The organism is Clostridium algoriphilum, assembly GCF_020443705.1.
Classification (GTDB): Bacteria; Bacillota; Clostridia; order Clostridiales; family Clostridiaceae; genus Clostridium_AD; species Clostridium_AD algoriphilum.
In genome coordinates this window covers 1-16541 of sequence record NZ_JAIZZK010000049.1, presented here as the reverse complement: position 1 = coordinate 16541, position 16541 = coordinate 1, and the positions used below count along the sequence as shown (strand labels likewise).

General features: G+C 27.0%; 20 protein-coding genes and 1 pseudogene. 13 read left to right on the top strand and 8 right to left on the bottom strand.

The annotated features are described in order from the left end of the window. The 4 genes from LGK95_RS20170 to LGK95_RS20155 form a co-directional block, all read right to left on the bottom strand. Window positions 1-265: DUF3231 family protein (locus tag LGK95_RS20170; RefSeq protein ID WP_226126711.1), on the bottom strand; the 265-nt coding region annotated here is incomplete at its 3' end. A gap of 726 nt (window positions 266-991) precedes the next feature. Then, on the bottom strand, window positions 992-1429 hold the full coding sequence (locus tag LGK95_RS20165) for a DUF6773 family protein (RefSeq protein ID WP_226126710.1): 438 nt from the start codon (window positions 1427-1429) through the stop codon (window positions 992-994). Beyond that, the gene (locus tag LGK95_RS20160; protein ID WP_226126709.1) at window positions 1419-1631 is read right to left on the bottom strand and encodes a helix-turn-helix transcriptional regulator; all 213 of its coding nucleotides are present in this window, start codon (window positions 1629-1631) and stop codon (window positions 1419-1421) included. The genes LGK95_RS20165 and LGK95_RS20160 overlap by 11 nt, the downstream gene beginning before the upstream one ends. A gap of 351 nt (window positions 1632-1982) precedes the next feature. Beyond that, window positions 1983-2285 (bottom strand): hypothetical protein, encoded by a 303-nt coding sequence (locus LGK95_RS20155; RefSeq protein ID WP_226126708.1) that lies wholly within the window; start codon window positions 2283-2285, stop codon window positions 1983-1985. Between the two features lie 782 nt (window positions 2286-3067). On the opposite strand from LGK95_RS20155, the gene LGK95_RS20150 reads away from it, so the two are divergent. After that, entirely contained in the window at window positions 3068-3436 is a 369-nt protein-coding gene (locus LGK95_RS20150) for a hypothetical protein (protein ID WP_226126707.1), read from the top strand. A gap of 193 nt (window positions 3437-3629) precedes the next feature. Next, a pseudogene (locus tag LGK95_RS20145) lies at window positions 3630-3818 on the top strand (alpha/beta-type small acid-soluble spore protein). Between the two features lie 106 nt (window positions 3819-3924). On the opposite strand, the gene LGK95_RS20140 reads toward LGK95_RS20145, so the two are convergent. Continuing rightward, window positions 3925-4575, bottom strand: coding sequence for a hypothetical protein (locus tag LGK95_RS20140; protein ID WP_226126706.1), 651 nt, complete (start codon window positions 4573-4575; stop codon window positions 3925-3927). A gap of 341 nt (window positions 4576-4916) precedes the next feature. On the opposite strand from LGK95_RS20140, the gene LGK95_RS20135 reads away from it, so the two are divergent. After that, a complete protein-coding gene (locus LGK95_RS20135; RefSeq protein WP_226126705.1) occupies window positions 4917-5978 on the top strand; it encodes a replication initiation protein in 1062 nt (353 codons plus the stop codon). Continuing rightward, window positions 5945-6340 carry a hypothetical protein gene (locus LGK95_RS20130; RefSeq protein WP_226126704.1) on the top strand — a complete coding sequence of 132 codons (396 nt, stop codon included), beginning with the start codon at window positions 5945-5947 and terminating at the stop codon, window positions 6338-6340. The genes LGK95_RS20135 and LGK95_RS20130 overlap by 34 nt, the downstream gene beginning before the upstream one ends. A gap of 104 nt (window positions 6341-6444) precedes the next feature. Here LGK95_RS20130 and LGK95_RS20125 read toward each other — a convergent pair whose 3' ends face one another. Further along, window positions 6445-7023 (bottom strand): hypothetical protein, encoded by a 579-nt coding sequence (locus LGK95_RS20125; protein ID WP_226126703.1) that lies wholly within the window; start codon window positions 7021-7023, stop codon window positions 6445-6447. Between the two features lie 624 nt (window positions 7024-7647). Between LGK95_RS20125 and LGK95_RS20120 the strand changes: the two genes are divergently transcribed. Continuing rightward, a complete protein-coding gene (locus tag LGK95_RS20120; protein ID WP_226126702.1) occupies window positions 7648-8745 on the top strand; it encodes a replication initiation protein in 1098 nt (365 codons plus the stop codon). Window positions 8746-9625: 880 nt separating this feature from the next. On the opposite strand, the gene LGK95_RS20115 is transcribed toward LGK95_RS20120, so the two are convergent. Beyond that, entirely contained in the window at window positions 9626-9778 is a 153-nt protein-coding gene (locus LGK95_RS20115) for a hypothetical protein (RefSeq protein ID WP_226126701.1), read from the bottom strand. A gap of 241 nt (window positions 9779-10019) precedes the next feature. Here LGK95_RS20115 and LGK95_RS20110 point away from each other — a divergent pair, with 241 nt between their 5' ends. The 7 genes from LGK95_RS20110 (at window position 10020) to LGK95_RS20080 (ending at window position 14505) form a co-directional block, all read left to right on the top strand. Then, window positions 10020-10973 (top strand): ParM/StbA family protein, encoded by a 954-nt coding sequence (locus LGK95_RS20110; protein ID WP_226126700.1) that lies wholly within the window; start codon window positions 10020-10022, stop codon window positions 10971-10973. A 16-nt stretch (window positions 10974-10989) separates the two neighbouring features. Next, entirely contained in the window at window positions 10990-11337 is a 348-nt protein-coding gene (locus tag LGK95_RS20105; protein ID WP_226126699.1) for a hypothetical protein, read from the top strand. 131 nt (window positions 11338-11468) lie between these two features. Beyond that, entirely contained in the window at window positions 11469-11609 is a 141-nt protein-coding gene (locus tag LGK95_RS20100) for an SHOCT domain-containing protein (protein WP_226126698.1), read from the top strand. 1439 nt (window positions 11610-13048) lie between these two features. Further along, window positions 13049-13231: a hypothetical protein gene (locus LGK95_RS20095; protein ID WP_226126697.1), complete on the top strand. Its 183-nt coding sequence runs from the start codon at window positions 13049-13051 to the stop codon at window positions 13229-13231. A 208-nt stretch (window positions 13232-13439) separates the two neighbouring features. Next, complete coding sequence (locus tag LGK95_RS20090; protein ID WP_226126696.1) at window positions 13440-13970, top strand: sigma-70 family RNA polymerase sigma factor; 531 nt, start codon at window positions 13440-13442, stop codon at window positions 13968-13970. Beyond that, the gene (locus tag LGK95_RS20085; RefSeq protein WP_226126695.1) at window positions 13971-14147 is read left to right on the top strand and encodes a hypothetical protein; all 177 of its coding nucleotides are present in this window, start codon (window positions 13971-13973) and stop codon (window positions 14145-14147) included. 91 nt (window positions 14148-14238) lie between these two features. Next, on the top strand, window positions 14239-14505 hold the full coding sequence (locus tag LGK95_RS20080) for an aspartyl-phosphate phosphatase Spo0E family protein (protein ID WP_226126694.1): 267 nt from the start codon (window positions 14239-14241) through the stop codon (window positions 14503-14505). Window positions 14506-15435: 930 nt separating this feature from the next. On the opposite strand, the gene LGK95_RS20075 is transcribed toward LGK95_RS20080, so the two are convergent. Beyond that, the gene (locus LGK95_RS20075; RefSeq protein WP_226126693.1) at window positions 15436-15780 is read right to left on the bottom strand and encodes a hypothetical protein; all 345 of its coding nucleotides are present in this window, start codon (window positions 15778-15780) and stop codon (window positions 15436-15438) included. Window positions 15781-16131: 351 nt separating this feature from the next. Between LGK95_RS20075 and LGK95_RS20070 the strand changes: the two genes are divergently transcribed. Continuing rightward, the gene (locus LGK95_RS20070; RefSeq protein ID WP_226126692.1) at window positions 16132-16311 is read left to right on the top strand and encodes a hypothetical protein; all 180 of its coding nucleotides are present in this window, start codon (window positions 16132-16134) and stop codon (window positions 16309-16311) included. Window positions 16312-16541: the final 230 nt, after the last annotated feature.

The following is a 16541-nucleotide window of genomic DNA, read 5'->3' as shown; positions in this document are numbered from 1 at the left end:
ATAGAGGAGGCGCTTCTCTTACCACGTCATGTTCATCAAATCCTATTGGAATAACTGCTTTTTCATTATTAAATACATTCACAATTTCATTCAGTATATTTTGGCCTTCAGTAATATAGGTACTTAATATGTTTTGAGCTTCTTTATCAATAGTTTTATCTTTAAACAAATCAAATATTATTAATCTTGCTGACTTTGATATATAAGTCATCCATAATGTACCTAATTCTGATGAAGTTAATTGTATTTTAGCTTCGGTAGTCATATAAACCCTTCTTTCTATTAAAATTTGTAATATGATATTAATAGGAATATATATGAAATCTTATGTTGTCTTAATTTTATTCCGATATTTCAACCACTATATATTAATTTAACCCATTTATAAATATTCTATTCTTATATACTTTTTGATGTATTTTTGAGGCCATATTCTATTCTTTTACTAATATCTCTTAAATAAATATGACAAAAACCATTTATGATAATTATTGTTATGTTGTATGAAATTAAGTGATTTTTATTTTACTAATAACAAATGTCGTTAAAGTCTGATTTCACGACATTTATAATTATTTTAAAATACATACAACATAACGAAAATCATCTTGAATATCTAGAATATGTTTCGTAATTCAAGAAACATCCCTACTAAACAATAAGAAATAATCTTATCTAATTGAAAAGATTATTTCTTATTGTTTTTACCACCCCAAGTCTTGCCCACCGTCCATACTGTTATTAATGAGCCTAGAATGATAGCTACTATTACTGATCTATCCATTGGAATACCTCCTCATCTCATATTTAACTTCAAGTTTAGCCTAATAATACCATAGTACCTATAAAATAGATGGTATTATAGCCGTGAAATGAATTATAGTTTCACGACATTTGCCTTTTCAATCCCAAATATACAAAATAGTTTTTATCGCAATATTAAGTGCCTTTGATAATAATTGGACTTTTAAAAATGAACAACAAAATATTTTTAATCATTTCCTTCATTATTTTTATGCCTTGATATTATACTTGAGATAACGATAATCAGGATGAATAAGACGAAAAATATAAACAATCTTAAAGCTCCACTATAAGAAATACTGAAACTTCCTTTAAAAAAGCTTTTAATAATTAGTCCCATAGCAATCAACATTATACAAAAACCAACGCTAAAACTAAATTTCCGTTTGCTATAGGTACTATATGCTCCTGCCCCGACGACCCTGATACCGTAATATATCGCACAAATTAATATTATTGCAGATATGCTTATTGAACTAGCAGCCCACTTAACCCCACAATTTCCGAGAAATATATCTATCAATAGTGAAGGAAAGAGAATGAAATAGCACTGATTCCCTATTTTATTTCGAGTTTGAATTTGCATTTCATCAAGATCTTCTTTCATACTTTCTTTATTTATCATTAATATCATCCTCCCAAAAAATTTGATCAAGTGTTTTATTGAGTGCTTTACAAATAGCAATACATAATCGTATAGAAGGGTTATAGTCTCCACTTTCAATAGCATTAATGGTTTGTCTAGTAACATTAACAACCTCAGCGACTTCCTTTTGTGACATGTCTTTTGCGGCTCTTGCAGACTTAAACTTTAAATTTTTACTCACATAAACCACCTCTAAATACAGTGTAATACTTTTTTTTACATAATGTAAACTATATATTACATTATATCTGTATTATATTACATATAAATAAATATTGTTCTTACAACAATTTAGACGATTGACTGAATGTCAGTTATATAAGGGAACAAAGCAAATGCCGTGAAAGCTTCTTTTCACGACATTTGTTGTATACAGATTTATTTTGACAAAATTCTGAAATTATTATTTTCTAAAATTAAAAAGCATACAACATAATTAAAAAATTATGTTGTATGCTTTTTATTCTATTTAATTAAAGGGGGACTTTAATTAAAAAAAGATTCATTTATTATTTTATGGAATGTATAACCCTTAAAATTCTTTTTTAGTGTTACCTTTCTTTGCTGCTGAACGTGCATTTAATTGTTTTGTTTCTTCTGAAGTAGCATCATTAGCACTGCTATTTATATCAGACATATTAGACATACCAGTATTTGAAGCATCATCAGAAAAATTGCTTGCGTCTGATTCATTACTTATTTGCCCTCTTTTAGAAGTAACATCATTAGCATTGCTATTCACATTAGACATACCAGAACTTGAAGAGATTGAACCTCTATTAGATCCTGATTGATCAGTTGATTTTTTCGCGTTTTTTAAATCATTTTTATTCATAAGTATTCTCCCTTCGAATATAAAAACTACACTAATTCATAGTGTGCATTATATAGTGTACCCGTTTCGTTATAAAATATCGTTGATAAAAATTGTATGTTTTTGTGGTTTTTAAAAATTTTCATAGCATCAAATTTTATCCTATAAGTATATTTGAAGTATCTAAATAAATATAAAATCCCAAGATACTAATTGGTGAACAAATGAAATACAAATATAAGGAAAATAAAAAAACAGTAGGCTATATTGCTACTGCTTTTTCAATAATTACAAAAAACTTTTGAGTGTGATAATATTATAGGTTAATCAGTAAATATCAATATTATACTAGCACCAAAACAATACTGGAACCTTTTAATGCTTTGTATATAATCCACTATGTTACATACTTATTATAAAGTTAAGTTCGTTAAATTATTATTTTACGACATTCAACTTTATTACAGTTACAACAATGTTCATGATAAAGATCATAATATAATTTAAATTGATTATGTAAAAATATGTTGTTGTTTTTGTTCACAAAAATATTTTTCATAGAATATATTAGAAATATAGAATATACATTAGCTATATTCTGTACAAGCCCATTAATCAACCATTGTAAATTTATAATAAAGACATTATAAGATATTAATCTGATTTAGAAGAACATATATCAATGTATAACCCTTATGTTGAAAATATATTTTAATGATATATGTAACTATAAGAATTCTGAATTAACAAATCAGTATTAGTAAGTATTGTCTCAATCTAAATTTATAAAGGAGTTGTATTAAATGGGTAAAGATGATAATAGTGTTAAATGCAATAAATGTTCATGTGATTTATGTAGTGTTATTAATGCCGACCCAGTAGATATAGAAAAACATGGTCTAAGATTATTAACCGTAAGAATAAAAGTAAGGAACGTATGCTTTGATAAAAAAGTAGCTGTTGCAGTTATTATATATGACAACTGCCATAGAATACTTGCCTTTAGAGGGTTTATTACAATTGTATGCAAAGATGATGGATGTGGTGAATGTGGCACTATTGAACGTAAATTACTGTTTGTACTTCCCGATGATATTACATGTGACCCTGAGGAATTAGATATTCGTGTTGCAGCAAATTATATATATCCATGTGAGGACAAATTAAAATAACTTATAAAGTAGAAAAATGAAAAAAGCTTAGCAATTCCGCTAGGCTTTTTTTATTATATATATATGTAGAAGCAGAAAAACTTTTTATTTAATCATTAAAATAACCATGAATTTCTAGGAGTATTGTTTATAATAATGCACATTATAATAGTACAATTGAAAATGATTATCAATTAATGAGGAAGTAATTTATATATCAAGAAATAGAGTATTAGTTCCAGAGGCTAAGGCTGGATTAAATAAATTTAAAATGTAAGCTGCTAGGGAAGTAGGAGTAAATCTTACAGAAGGGTACAATGGAGATTTAACTTCAAGAGAGAATGGTTCTGTAGGCGGACAAATGGTTAAAAAAATGGTTCAGGCTTACGAAAAGAATTTATAATAAGTAATAAGAAAGACATAAGAAAGCCTAGTGTACGCTGGGCTTTCTTATGTCTTCTGTCGTTAAACTATTATTTCATACTATGTAAATATTAAAAATAGCTTTATTATTTGTTAGAATATTTTTTCATGTATTCAATTAAGGCCATAGCCATTAAGTCTTGCATAGTATACTGACTATTCCTTTTGGAGAACTCTTTAAACTCTGCTACTACACTAGGATATATTTTAAATCCTCTCGTTATTGCTTGCTCTGTTAACTTGTCCCTATTAATAGATATAATAGGGATTTCAATATCTATTATATTCTCTTTGTCCCTTTGCCCCTTGTACCATCCTAACATTTCTACAAGTCCACTTTTCATATTTTCAAACTCAATTATTGCCTTGTTAATCCCTATGGTTTCACTTTTAACAACTGTAGTTTCACTTTCGTCGTATTTAGCAGGTGCAACCTTAGTATTACCTTTGTTGCTATGTATTATTTTAATAAGTGTATCTGATGCATCACTTTTGTTGCTTGAGCTCTCTATATCATCACTAACATATTGAAAAGTTGATTTGTTATACTTAATATTTGTATCCTTTATGGTTTCGGAAAAATCTTTTCTTTGTATTCCAAAGTGCCTAATAAATATATCAGTTGAAATTTTATCGTCTTTATTTTTATTTCTATTAGCTTTTGTATTTTCATTTATCGCTTTTGCTATTTTAGTAAGTTCAAGCATTGATAAATCTAATTTCTTAGCTTTAGACATTTTTACACTCTCCCTCTTTTACAACTATAGCTTCACCCTTGTTTCACTTACATAATAACATAAATCAAAGGAGTCCTAAAACTCCTTTGATTTATGTTATTTAATTCCTCTTTTAAGTCTGCTACTGCTAACTTAATTTAAAACCCAAAACAACAACAACTACAGTTGTTGTTTAAAGATGTTTAACAGTTCTTTGTTTAAGATGTTTAGAGCCTACTGCCACGCAAGCAGTATCAACGGCTCCAAAAATCTATTATGTCTTTTTCATAGTGAACTATGTCATGGTACAGTTCATTGACATATACATGTGTAAAAGGTAACATGTTCCTGAAGGTGATTATATGGATAAAGATTACATAGTAACCAAAAGTAATAAATTAATTGTTTGTAATTATGATTTAAGTTTACAGGAACAAAAGATTATTTTAACATTAGCATCTATGGTACAGCCACAAGATACAGAATTTAAAGAATATGAATTTAAAATAAAGGATTTTATAGAATTATTAGGTATTAAAGATCAAAGCAAATATACTGAGTTACCAAAAATAACAAAAGAGTTAAAGAAAAAGGTATTTGAAATAGAAGAGGGTACTGATTTAATACAAGTTAGTTGGTTAGGTGGTGTTAGATATAAACGTAAAGAAGGAATATTAATTTTAAGTTTAGACAAAGGGTTAAAACCCTACATGCTAGAACTTAAAGAAATGTATACAAGTTATAAATTAAGTAATATTTTAAGTTTAAAAAGTAAGTATTCTATAAGAATCTATGAAATATTAAAAAGTAATCTATTTAAGAAATGTATTGAAATTGAACTTGAAGAACTTAAAAAAATGGTGGGTGCGAACGCAAAGTATTTGAAAGTCTATGCAGATTTTAAAAATAAAGTATTGCTACAGGCCCAAAAGGAATTAAATGAAACCACTGATATAGGATTTGATTTTGAAGAAATAAAAACAGGTAGGAAGATTACTAGCATAACATTTCATATAAAGACTAATAAAATTAAAAATAAGGCCATTGGGGAAGTGTGTGTAACCAGGGAGGACAAATCTACCAATACAGAAGAAAAGTGTTCTACAGAGCTTGTAAGTGTGGATAAAGCTATATTCAAAGAGAATATAACAGAGCTGCAAGCTAAAGTTATATTAGATACTGCCAAAGAGGATATAAATATCATTAAAGAAAAATATAAACAAGCTCAAAACGTAGCTAAAATGGGTAATATAGTGAGTTGGATGATTACAGCTATTGAAAAGGATTATAAAGCTAGTAAAAGCGAAATAAAAAAAGATAAATTTAATGATTATGAACAAAGATCATATGATTTTAATGAATTGGAAAAAAAATATTGGGGTGGAAATAAATGGGTAAACTTAAAACGTTTCAGACTGATATGAGAAAGTCGAATAAAATATATTCTATAAGCAAATATGATCTAGACCCTTTTGTAACAGTTGAGTTTGCTATTTTACCGACTGATAATACAAAAAAACTTTTTTCTGAAATATGGTGTAAATATGACCAAAATACTTATTGTTCTATTGTGGATTTTCAAGAAATTATTAAAGAGAGAGACGATTTTTATTCGGAATTAAATATAATTAGATTCATGTCTTTTGGGGTATATGAGGTTGAAAAAGGTGAGGAAATTTTTATTCAATATCCAGTAATCGTTGAAATTTTTAAAAAGCCATATGGAATAAAAATAAAATTTCATAATAAATTTAAGGAGTATTTTGATAAATTTTTAGAATTATAGAAATCTTTTTATTTTATATATTATTTGTAGTGAAAATAGTATATATAACCATATATGTCCGCTATAGGTTCTAGCTTTCAATACCTAATTAAATAATATACGAACTAATCGTTACTTTTAAATATCTTACTAAATAATGATTTATGCTTTTGATGTTCTTCTCTATGTATCATGTTTTCTTTAACTTCTTCAAGTTTTGTACCAAATTCTTGAACATGATCTTCTAATAGTTTTATATCCTGCGGTTGTCTTAATTGTAATATCTGGCTATTTTTGTTTAGTTCCTGTTCTTGCTTCAATCTTTCATTTAAATTGCTTATTTGAAGGTCTTTTGAAATTGATTGTTCGTTTAGTTGGTCTTTTAAGTAGACTATGTCTGCTTTTAAATAATTTATATAGTCGGTATCTATTGCAACTTCATTAATGTTTACTAAATTCGATGTAACAGTTGGTGTTTCTACCGTTTTATCAAATTCTATATCTTGAATTTCTACCTTTTTTTTAAAGCTATTGTTATTGATTTTCAAGCTATCTTTAATTAAGTTTAATAAATTCTCGTCAATATATGTTTTTCCATGTTTCTTAGATATTTGATTTCTGAACATAGGTGATTTTAGTTTCATATAGATGGCTTGTTTACTTACATTTAGTTTTGTAGCAGTCTCTTCGACTGTATAATTCATTATTTAAACACCTCATTTTTTCAACATCAATCAATTTAACTAATTCGTTTAAAAGTGTTTAATTACCTTTAAAAATAGAAAAAATACTATTTTCATTTTTTAATAACAATTCGTAGTTCAAGTTAACTAAAAGGAAAATGGATATATCAAAGAATAGTAAAAAAAATATAAATGACCGTGCAGGAAATTTGGGAATTTTGTATTTATACCTTTGGTCATCCATTTTCCGTCTAGATTTGCTTTTAAGATAAGTTAATTTTAACTATAATTTAACTGACAACTACAGTTGTTGTTTTAAGAGTTTTAAAAGAACAACAAGGTTTTAAGAGTTTTATGTACCCTTCAAAGTGTTGGTATTAGTGGCTTTAAGTGGGCTATATGCAACTTATTTACGGTCAAATGCAACTTATTTACGGTAAAACACCCGTTTATATGCAACTTATTTACGGTCAAGTGCAACTTATTTACGGTCAAGTGCAACCTTTTTACGGTGACATTATATTCATTGTGTATAAGTATCCCGAATCCAAGCGTATAAACCATTTGAATATATGCAAATATTTTTTTTATGATTTGCATGCAAATCATAAAAAATATGGTATATTTGCTATGAGGTGATTGTAAATGGCCGCAGATTTACAAAATGCAAATTATAATTGGATATATCAAAGCAATAAATTAATTGAAGCATCACATTCGTTTACGGTGTTAGAACAAAAATTAGTTAGGTTGTTAGCAAGTATGATCAAAAAAGACGATATTGAATTTAAACAATATAAATTTAAAGCAATGGATTTAAGTAGGATAGTAGGAATACAACAAAAAAACATTTATAAGTCATTAGATAAAATCACAGATAAACTAATGTCCAGGGTTATAACAATTAGAAATGATAAAGAACAAAAATTTAAAAAATTCCATTTAATTAAAACTGCTGAATTTGAAAACGGAATATTAACTATGGAAATTGATGTAAAAATGAAAGAGTTTTATTTGCAATTAAAGCAATACACTAAATATCAGCTAAAAAATATAATGCAATTTAAAAATATTTATTCATTTAGACTTTATGAATTATTAAAACAGTATGAAAAAATAGGGAATAGAATTATAACAATCAATGATTTAAGAACCGCGTTAGATATTGGTGTGAAAAAATATGCGATATACTCAAATTTAAAACAAAAAGTGATTAATATTATCAAAAAAGAAATAAACGAAAATACCGATATATATTTTGAGTATGAAGAAATAAAAACAAATAGAAAAGTAACTGGTATTAAATTTTACATAAAGGCTAATAAAACTAAAAATAAGGCTATTGAGGAAGGCTGTTCCACTTTAGAGGACAAATCTACCAACAAAGAAGAAAAGTCTTCTACAGAGCTTATAAACACGGTTAAAAGTATATTTAAAGAGAACATAACAGGAAAAGAAGCTAAATTTATATTGAATACTGCCAAAGATGATATAAATATTATTAAAGAAAAATATGATATTGTATCTCAAATGAAAAAAGTTGGTAGTGTTGTTGCTACTATGATTGACGCAATAAGAAAAGATTATCAAGCACCAAAAGGAAAAAAAAATGGTGGTAGTTTTAATGATTATGAACAAAGGGATTATGATTTTAATGATTTAGAAAGAAAATTATTAGGTTGGGATAAGGAAGAAACGGTTAAGGAAACAGGAGAAGAATTTCAACAATTATCAATGAAATAAGAAAGACAAAGTGTAAAACTAATATCAGTTTTACACTTTGTTAATTTAAAAGCTCTTTAATTATTTTAGAATTTAACTAGTCGGTTTATTTTAAAAAAGGAGCAAAGCGACCTAAACTTTACTACGTAAAATTTGTGCTCTCCGAGGGGGTAATGACATAGTCATAGAGACCTTTACGTATGTACATACGTAAAGCAAAATCGTATATAACTTAACTATTATTGTCGCTAAACGACCGAATTAATTTATATTGGTATTGCGTGTACAGTCGTATTTTAGTTTTAAATTTTGCAATCTGAATATGGCTGCACTCCATTTTTTATTACTATATTTTTATTTGTGAAAGACCACTTAACTTGTAGAAAAACCAACTGAAAAAATGGAAGTGGTCAGTTATTTTGCTGACAAGGTGTCCGTTATTGAAGACGGTAGTGTTATTTTTATCATGGTATTTAATATATAAACCATTCAAATGAAAGGCCCTATAGCTTTGCGTCCTTACCTTTCGATAAGTTTGCTATTGATCGGTAAAAGGTTTTTAAAATTAAATTAACACTAATTAAATATAGAATATATTTCATATAAGTGCAATATATCCTTAAAAACATTCTAAATGTATGCATTTTTTTGAGCGTTTTAACCATATTCTATTTTAAAATCTATCTATGTTACTCTAGATATACCGATATTTTTAATAATATCTCTTAAATTCATTACATTTTATTATAAAAATAAGAAACCATACAACATAACCTTTGTTATCTTGAATGGTTTTTGATTTTGGCTTATAGTCTCAATGTAAATATAATTCCAACAAATTTTTACTGTTATAGTTTTTTTCATTTTTTAAAAAAAATATTTTTCAATATATAATATACTTCTAACTAACAAAAGCTGTTAAATATTCATTAACTTGTTTAGAAATCTCTTTTCTTATCCAATCATTTTTACGTAATAATTCATGCTGATGCTCTGTAATCCTAATAGAGAATACCTTTGTTTTGCTATTCTCCTCTTTTTTTCTACCCCTCATATGCTCCTCCTACATGCGGATTTAAAAATTCCATTTAATGTAAACATAATATAACTATTAGTATATCTTAGTTATATTATGTTTACAATAATTAGTAAAAATATTTTTTGTAAATATTGTAATATATCCAAACCTGTAGTATATTTAAAAGGTAATAAAAGTAATAATTGTTATTACCTTACAAGTAATAAAAGTATTACTAAGTAATACTAAAATATATATAGAAATGAGGGAGGATATTATGATTAATCAAGTTCTTTTTTTAGGACAAGACCATGGATATTCAGCATTAAAGGATTCATCTAACCACTGCTTTATAAGTAGTGTACTAGAAGGTAAAAAGTTAGCTGTAGCATCAGATGATACTGTTGAAGTGAAGATTGGAGATAAATACTATACTATAACTAACCAAGGGAAAAAGTTGTCAGGTATAAACAAGGTAAAAGGTGAAATTGATAGAGAGATAATCAAAGTATTAACATTAGCATCCATCTATAAATCGTCATTCGAACATGTAGACGATGTAGAATGTAATCTATGTGTAGGGTTACCAATTCAATACTATAACCAGCAATGCGAGGCTTTTGAGCAATATATAAAAACCGCTTGTGATAACCAAATAGTTAGTGTCAATGGGGGAAAAGATAAGCTTATAAATATAAGCAATATAACAACTATTCCTCAAGCATCAGGTATGCCTTTTTTGTATGAGGAAGAGTTTAAAGATTTACCTAACAGTGTTGTGATAGATTTTGGTCATTACACAATAGACGTAAGTTTCTATAGTTTTATGGACCTTGAGGACGTCTATGCATCTATGCCTGCAGGTACAAAAGACATTTTCGGCAAACTTTCTAGACGTTTGAATGAAGAATTTGATATAAATATAAATGAAAAAGATATGGAGAGAATACTCCAGAAGGGCTACATAAAAGATATGGATGGAGTGGTACATAACTTGTCTGTATTAGATTCATTAAAAGATAATTACATTTACGATATAATTACTAGCCTTAAAGCTGAATATAGACAAATTGGTCAAGCTGATAAAATTTTTATAATTGGTGGAGGTGCCATCTCATTTAAGGAATATATTAAAAAATATATCAAAAATGATGTTGTATTCGTTGAAGATCCTCGATTTGCAAATGCAAAATCATTCCACAAAGTTGCCCAATTATCATTCAATGTTTAAAGTGAGGTGATAAAGAATGGATAATAACGTTACTTTTAAACGTGTAAAATCCATAGTTTTTGGAAAACAGGATGAGGACTTATTTAATTCATTAAATAAGTCAGGATATTTTGATAAAAACTGGAATAACAAAATAAAGGAACTGATAAAATCAGATTTCTATGGTAGCAAAGAAAAGCTGGTGACTTTCACTAAAGAGCAAGAGATTGGTATAGTAGATATTATTAAAAAATATATAAAAAATATTAATTTATCACCTAATGATAAGTTTGTTAAGGACGTTTTTTCTGATAAAGAAAATATAGATAAAAGCAAACAAGCCCTTCAAGCGTTAAGTAAGCTTCAAAGATTTAGGAAAAAATAAAAAAGCCTAGCGGAATTGCTGAGCTTTTTTTATTTAAAAAATATTTGATTGCTCTAAGTCTACATAAAAAATACGAACGTATGTTTGAAAAATTAATAATAATATAGTACAATATAGCGGGGGTGAGGTTATTGCAATTAGAAGGGAATCAACAAAGAGTAACAGATGAGATTATGAAATATAAGGAATTATTAGATGAGGGAATTATAACAAAAGAAGAGTTTTCTGTTAAGGAAGAAGAATTATTGTTTTCCATTAGAAAAAGAATGTAATAATAAGTATCTTAAAAATTTTGTGTAGCCACTTTTGCTTGAACATTGGGGTTTATAGTAGAGAGGTTATTTATAATGTGGACAAAAGGACACAAGCAATTAAAAAAGTAAATTTATTTACGGTCGCTTGCGATTTTTTTTGCTGTTTGGTGTCATTTTGTCCACCTATATTTCCAGTGAAACTGAAATATAGGTATTTGTTGAGGATGCTACGTTTGTTACATCAAACCGTAGTCCATTTTGAATGAAATTCAAGCTAACTTATATATATACATAATTTCTATAGGTATATTTGTATTATTTATCTAAGTATATTTTAATACTTTGAGCGATTATTTTCAAGAGGAGTAGTTTGATGATACCCTCCTAAAATAAAAAGACATTCAAGATACTTTCCGTTATGTTGTATGTTACTATTCGATTAAAAAATTCTAAGAAAGTACTGGTCATACTGATAATTATTATGTTACTGATGAATACGATAATTCCGCAAGCAGCACTTCACTTGCAATAGACAAAATTTATAATATTGCTGTTCTTCCACGAGCAAATACAGGGGATACTGAAAATGTAGTTTTTTATGGATCTTATAAAAATAGTATTGTAACATAAAACTATAGCTAAATGAGACGTTAAAAAAGAGAGATACTAACATCTATAAACCCACTGAATAGGTTACTAAGGAGTTTAGATCATGAAGTAAGGATTATTTATATCATGTGTAAAGTGGAACCTTTTGAGTATGTAATAACTATTCTATAATATATCATATTTTTAATTACTCCTTTTGCCTAGCGTAATTGCTAGGTTTTTTTATTTTTATTAAAAAGCATTAAAAATGATAACCTTTATTATGTGGAATGATTAAATATAAAAGAATATTAAATTTGTATAATTAAATTGAATGCTATAGCTTTTTTGAAAAAAGCAGTAAACTAGTTATATTACACGACAATATTGTCGGACGTAAATATAAGGAGGAGTAAAATGCCGCCTATTATTGATATGTTACTGTGGTTTTTAGTTTTATTAAACATATATTTATATCATGTATAAAGTGAAAAAAAGTGCATAAATGGAGTGCATATTCTCAATTAGACACCTTTTATGCAGTGAAAATAGTATATACTTACATATGTTAAGCCAACTATGAGGGTATAGGCTAGTTATAAGGATACAACAAATGTCGTGAAATTTATATTTCACGACATTTGTTTTTTCCAGATAAAATTGTTTTATATCCAATTTTAAGTAATTATACTCCAATATATATATCACCATAAAGAGCATTATAAACCAAATAACCATCCCAAAAGATAAATGCCGTGAAATAATATTTTCACGGCATTTATCTTTATTTATAATTGAAAATAAATTTTAATATTTACATTCAATTATCCTAATAATAAAAAGATACAAATAATATTAAGGTGTGAAAAATGAGAAAAACGAAATCAGCTTTAATATTCATTATAGTTATAACTATTTTATCTATTGTAGTATTTGTTGGTTGTAGTTCTATGAAATCATCAAATAAATTAATAACCATTAATGTACTTAGATATAATGTTATACAAATTAATAAATCACAAAAGTTGCAATTTAATATTTTAGATTCGTAATACCATAATTGATGATTTTAGGTTAATAGAACACAAATAACACTATTTTCTTTAAAAAATAGCACAGTAGGATAGTGAATTTTCCTATTTCTCCAATTTTCAATAAAAAATTACAAATTTGTAACTTTTATCACTTTTTAAGAGTCTAATTATTGATTAATATTTGAAGCTTCAAATTATTAATGATTAAACAAAGGGAGGTGTTGAAATGAATGAGATTACAACAACAGAAAAAAATCGACTTTCAAATGATAAATTATTTAGTAATTTAATTGGCAGTTGTAAAGAAAATTTGTATAAGATTGCTTTTGCATATTTAAAAAATGAGCAAAATGCTTTAGATGCGGTCAGTGAAACCATATATAAGGCTTATAAGAATATAGATAAACTTAAAAAACAAGAATTTTTTAACACATGGATTATTAAGATTCTTATAAACTCTTGTAAAAACATATTAAAAGACAATAAAGTTATTTATATTGATGAATATGATAAAACTAAAAAAGATAACTTTGATATTTTAGAAACAGATTTTAAATTAGCTATTAATATAGATCTTTATAATGCAATTGACAAATTAAATAATAAGTTTAAAAGTATTGTTATATTGAAGTATCTTGAAGATATGACTATTGGTCAAATATCAGAAGTTCTTGATTTGCCAGAAGGAACTGTAAAGGTCTATTTGAGAAGAGCTTTAGGAGTATTGAAAATAGAATTAGGCGAGGAGGGTGTGTAGATGAATACCAAATGTCAATATGGTTTTGAACAGATAAAGATTTCAGATAAACTTGATGAAGTTATTGAAAATGCTATAAAAAAAGCAAAAAAAAAAGAAAACAAGTTAAATTTAACTAAGTTGATTGAAAGTACTTCCTTCGTAGCAAACGTTGTAATCAATGGCAAAGTAGACTAAGTAGAGGTTAAGTTTTTAAGCCTCCTAATTATTTTAGATTGAAATGGCATAAATAATTATAGTAAGAATATAGGGTAAACAAGGAGTAATTATGGATGATAAAATAGAATTACTTAGAAATAAGCTAGAAAAGTTAATAGAGGTCACTGAAAACCTTGTTGATTCTGAAGTTGTTTCTTTAAGTTGTGAATTGGACAAGCTAATTCTTAATTATTATTTTTCGGTAGCAAGTAGGCAGCACCTCTGTGGCCAACAAAATGTAACAGATGAAATTATGAAATATAAAGATTTATTAGATGAAAAAATTATAACAGAAGAAGAATTTTCTACTAAGGAAAAAGAGCTATTAAGAAAATAACAAACTAAATATACAACAAATGTCGTAAAAACGATTCTTTTATGAAATAACTTTTAGTGCCTCTTAAACATTTTTTTAAAAATCCATTTTGCTGAGGTACATTACGGATTTTGATATTAATTATTTTATCATTCAAATCCCGAAAATGTTGTTCTAATAACTTTTTGTCCTAGGGCTTTTCTTTCAATAAAACTTGTTGTATATTTAAAACTTTTAAAACAAAAGTAGAGAAAGCACCTATTACACCTGCAATTACAAATTTATCGTATTTCATAAAATTCCTCCATTTCCAATAAAGAAATATATATAATGCTATTATTCTATTTTAATAGAAATATTATTCGTACTTTCAATGTCCATAGTTAATTCGCCATTTCCATATATGTCGTGAAAGTTTATTTTCACGACATTTGTCTTTTGCAATAATTGTTTTAAAGGCATGTAAGTTAATTAAATACCCTCATTTTTTTTAGCTGTATATAAAACCAATAGCCTAGCAGGTATGCTATCAAGTAAATAATAAAGGTGAATGACAAATTCCAATCATTTGAATATACTACTCTTCCAGTTAATATGCCAAACCATTCAAGTAATGTTGTAAGGGGTACTGGCAGCAAAACGCGGAAATTATACGCTAAGGATTAAAACTAATCAAAACAACAATTTAAATATACTCTAACGTATTTTTGGCAATTGTAACTAGCTTGTACCAAACATGTCACTAAGCTGATTTATCAGTAAAAAAAACGTTATATAGACTCAATACATTTACTTTGAATTATTTACCTTATAAGTTTACTCATGAAATAGCTTGAAACTGTATTGCAAGAGGTTAAAATAATAAAGTAAATAATACGGTCGTTTGTTTTACCAGTTTTATAGAAATTATAGCTCCATTAATACAGGTTTGCTGGTATTAATAGGAATAGTCTAGAGCCTTAGAGTATATTTTCCGCTAAAAGATGCCCGCACCCCTGTAAAGAGTGTTGCAATAATAATAAGCAAGTAACGGTTGATTTTTGTTTTGTTAATATAATGGATTAAATATACAGAGAGTATTGGATATAGACCTAATTCAAAGGGGATAGTCGAAAACTTGCCATATGTATGAGGTGCTATAGTCCAAAAGCCATAATAGAACCCAAATGAATTTACTACAAATGCTACTGCACTTGAGAATGGAGCAATAATAAAAAGAATTTTTCTATCTGTAAAATAAAATATTATACCTGAAATCCAAGGAATTATAAAACCTATAAATATATTAAATATCATAAAATCACCTACTTATTTGTGTATTAGTTTTCCCAATAAGGTTAATTCTTTATACATATTTAATTTACTGAAAAACAAGGTATTACCTATATCGATGAAGTCAATTTAAATTTAATACGCGATTGTAATGATATTACTATCTAAAAATGACGTTAAAGTAATCTTTCACGACATTTGTGTTTTTTGATACCTAATATATAACGTATTTTTTATCTTGTATATAACAAAACATATTTCAATTTTTTATATGTAATTCATGGCAAAACTAAATATTTATGTCATACTCGTAATGTATGGTGTAATGAATGGAAATTATTCTGTTTAAAATTAATACGAAAGGGGATGGCAAATTTGAAGCAAATAAAAATTTTTAAGAATAACTATGAGGGTTCTTTAGTACGGGAGGTAAATGAGTTTATAACGAATAATAAAGTAACAATTAATGACATCCAATATAGTTCAACTGGAGGCAGTTTTTTTCATCCAACTCAATATTCTGTTTTAATTATTATTGAAGATGAGGAAATATAAAGTTAAGATAGATTTTTCTCTAGCCTATACAATAAATGCCGTGAAACTCACCTTTCACGACATTTATCATTTTAGTAACTTTCATATTCTAGTGCTACATTTATTTCGTAAGCTGATTCCTGTCTTCCATTTGAGGAGGCTCTTCCATCCACTTATGTATAATCATTAGTTTTCCACCTTTTTTTGCATAATCAAATGTATCCTTTGCAATAATTGCAAGTTTAGTATGT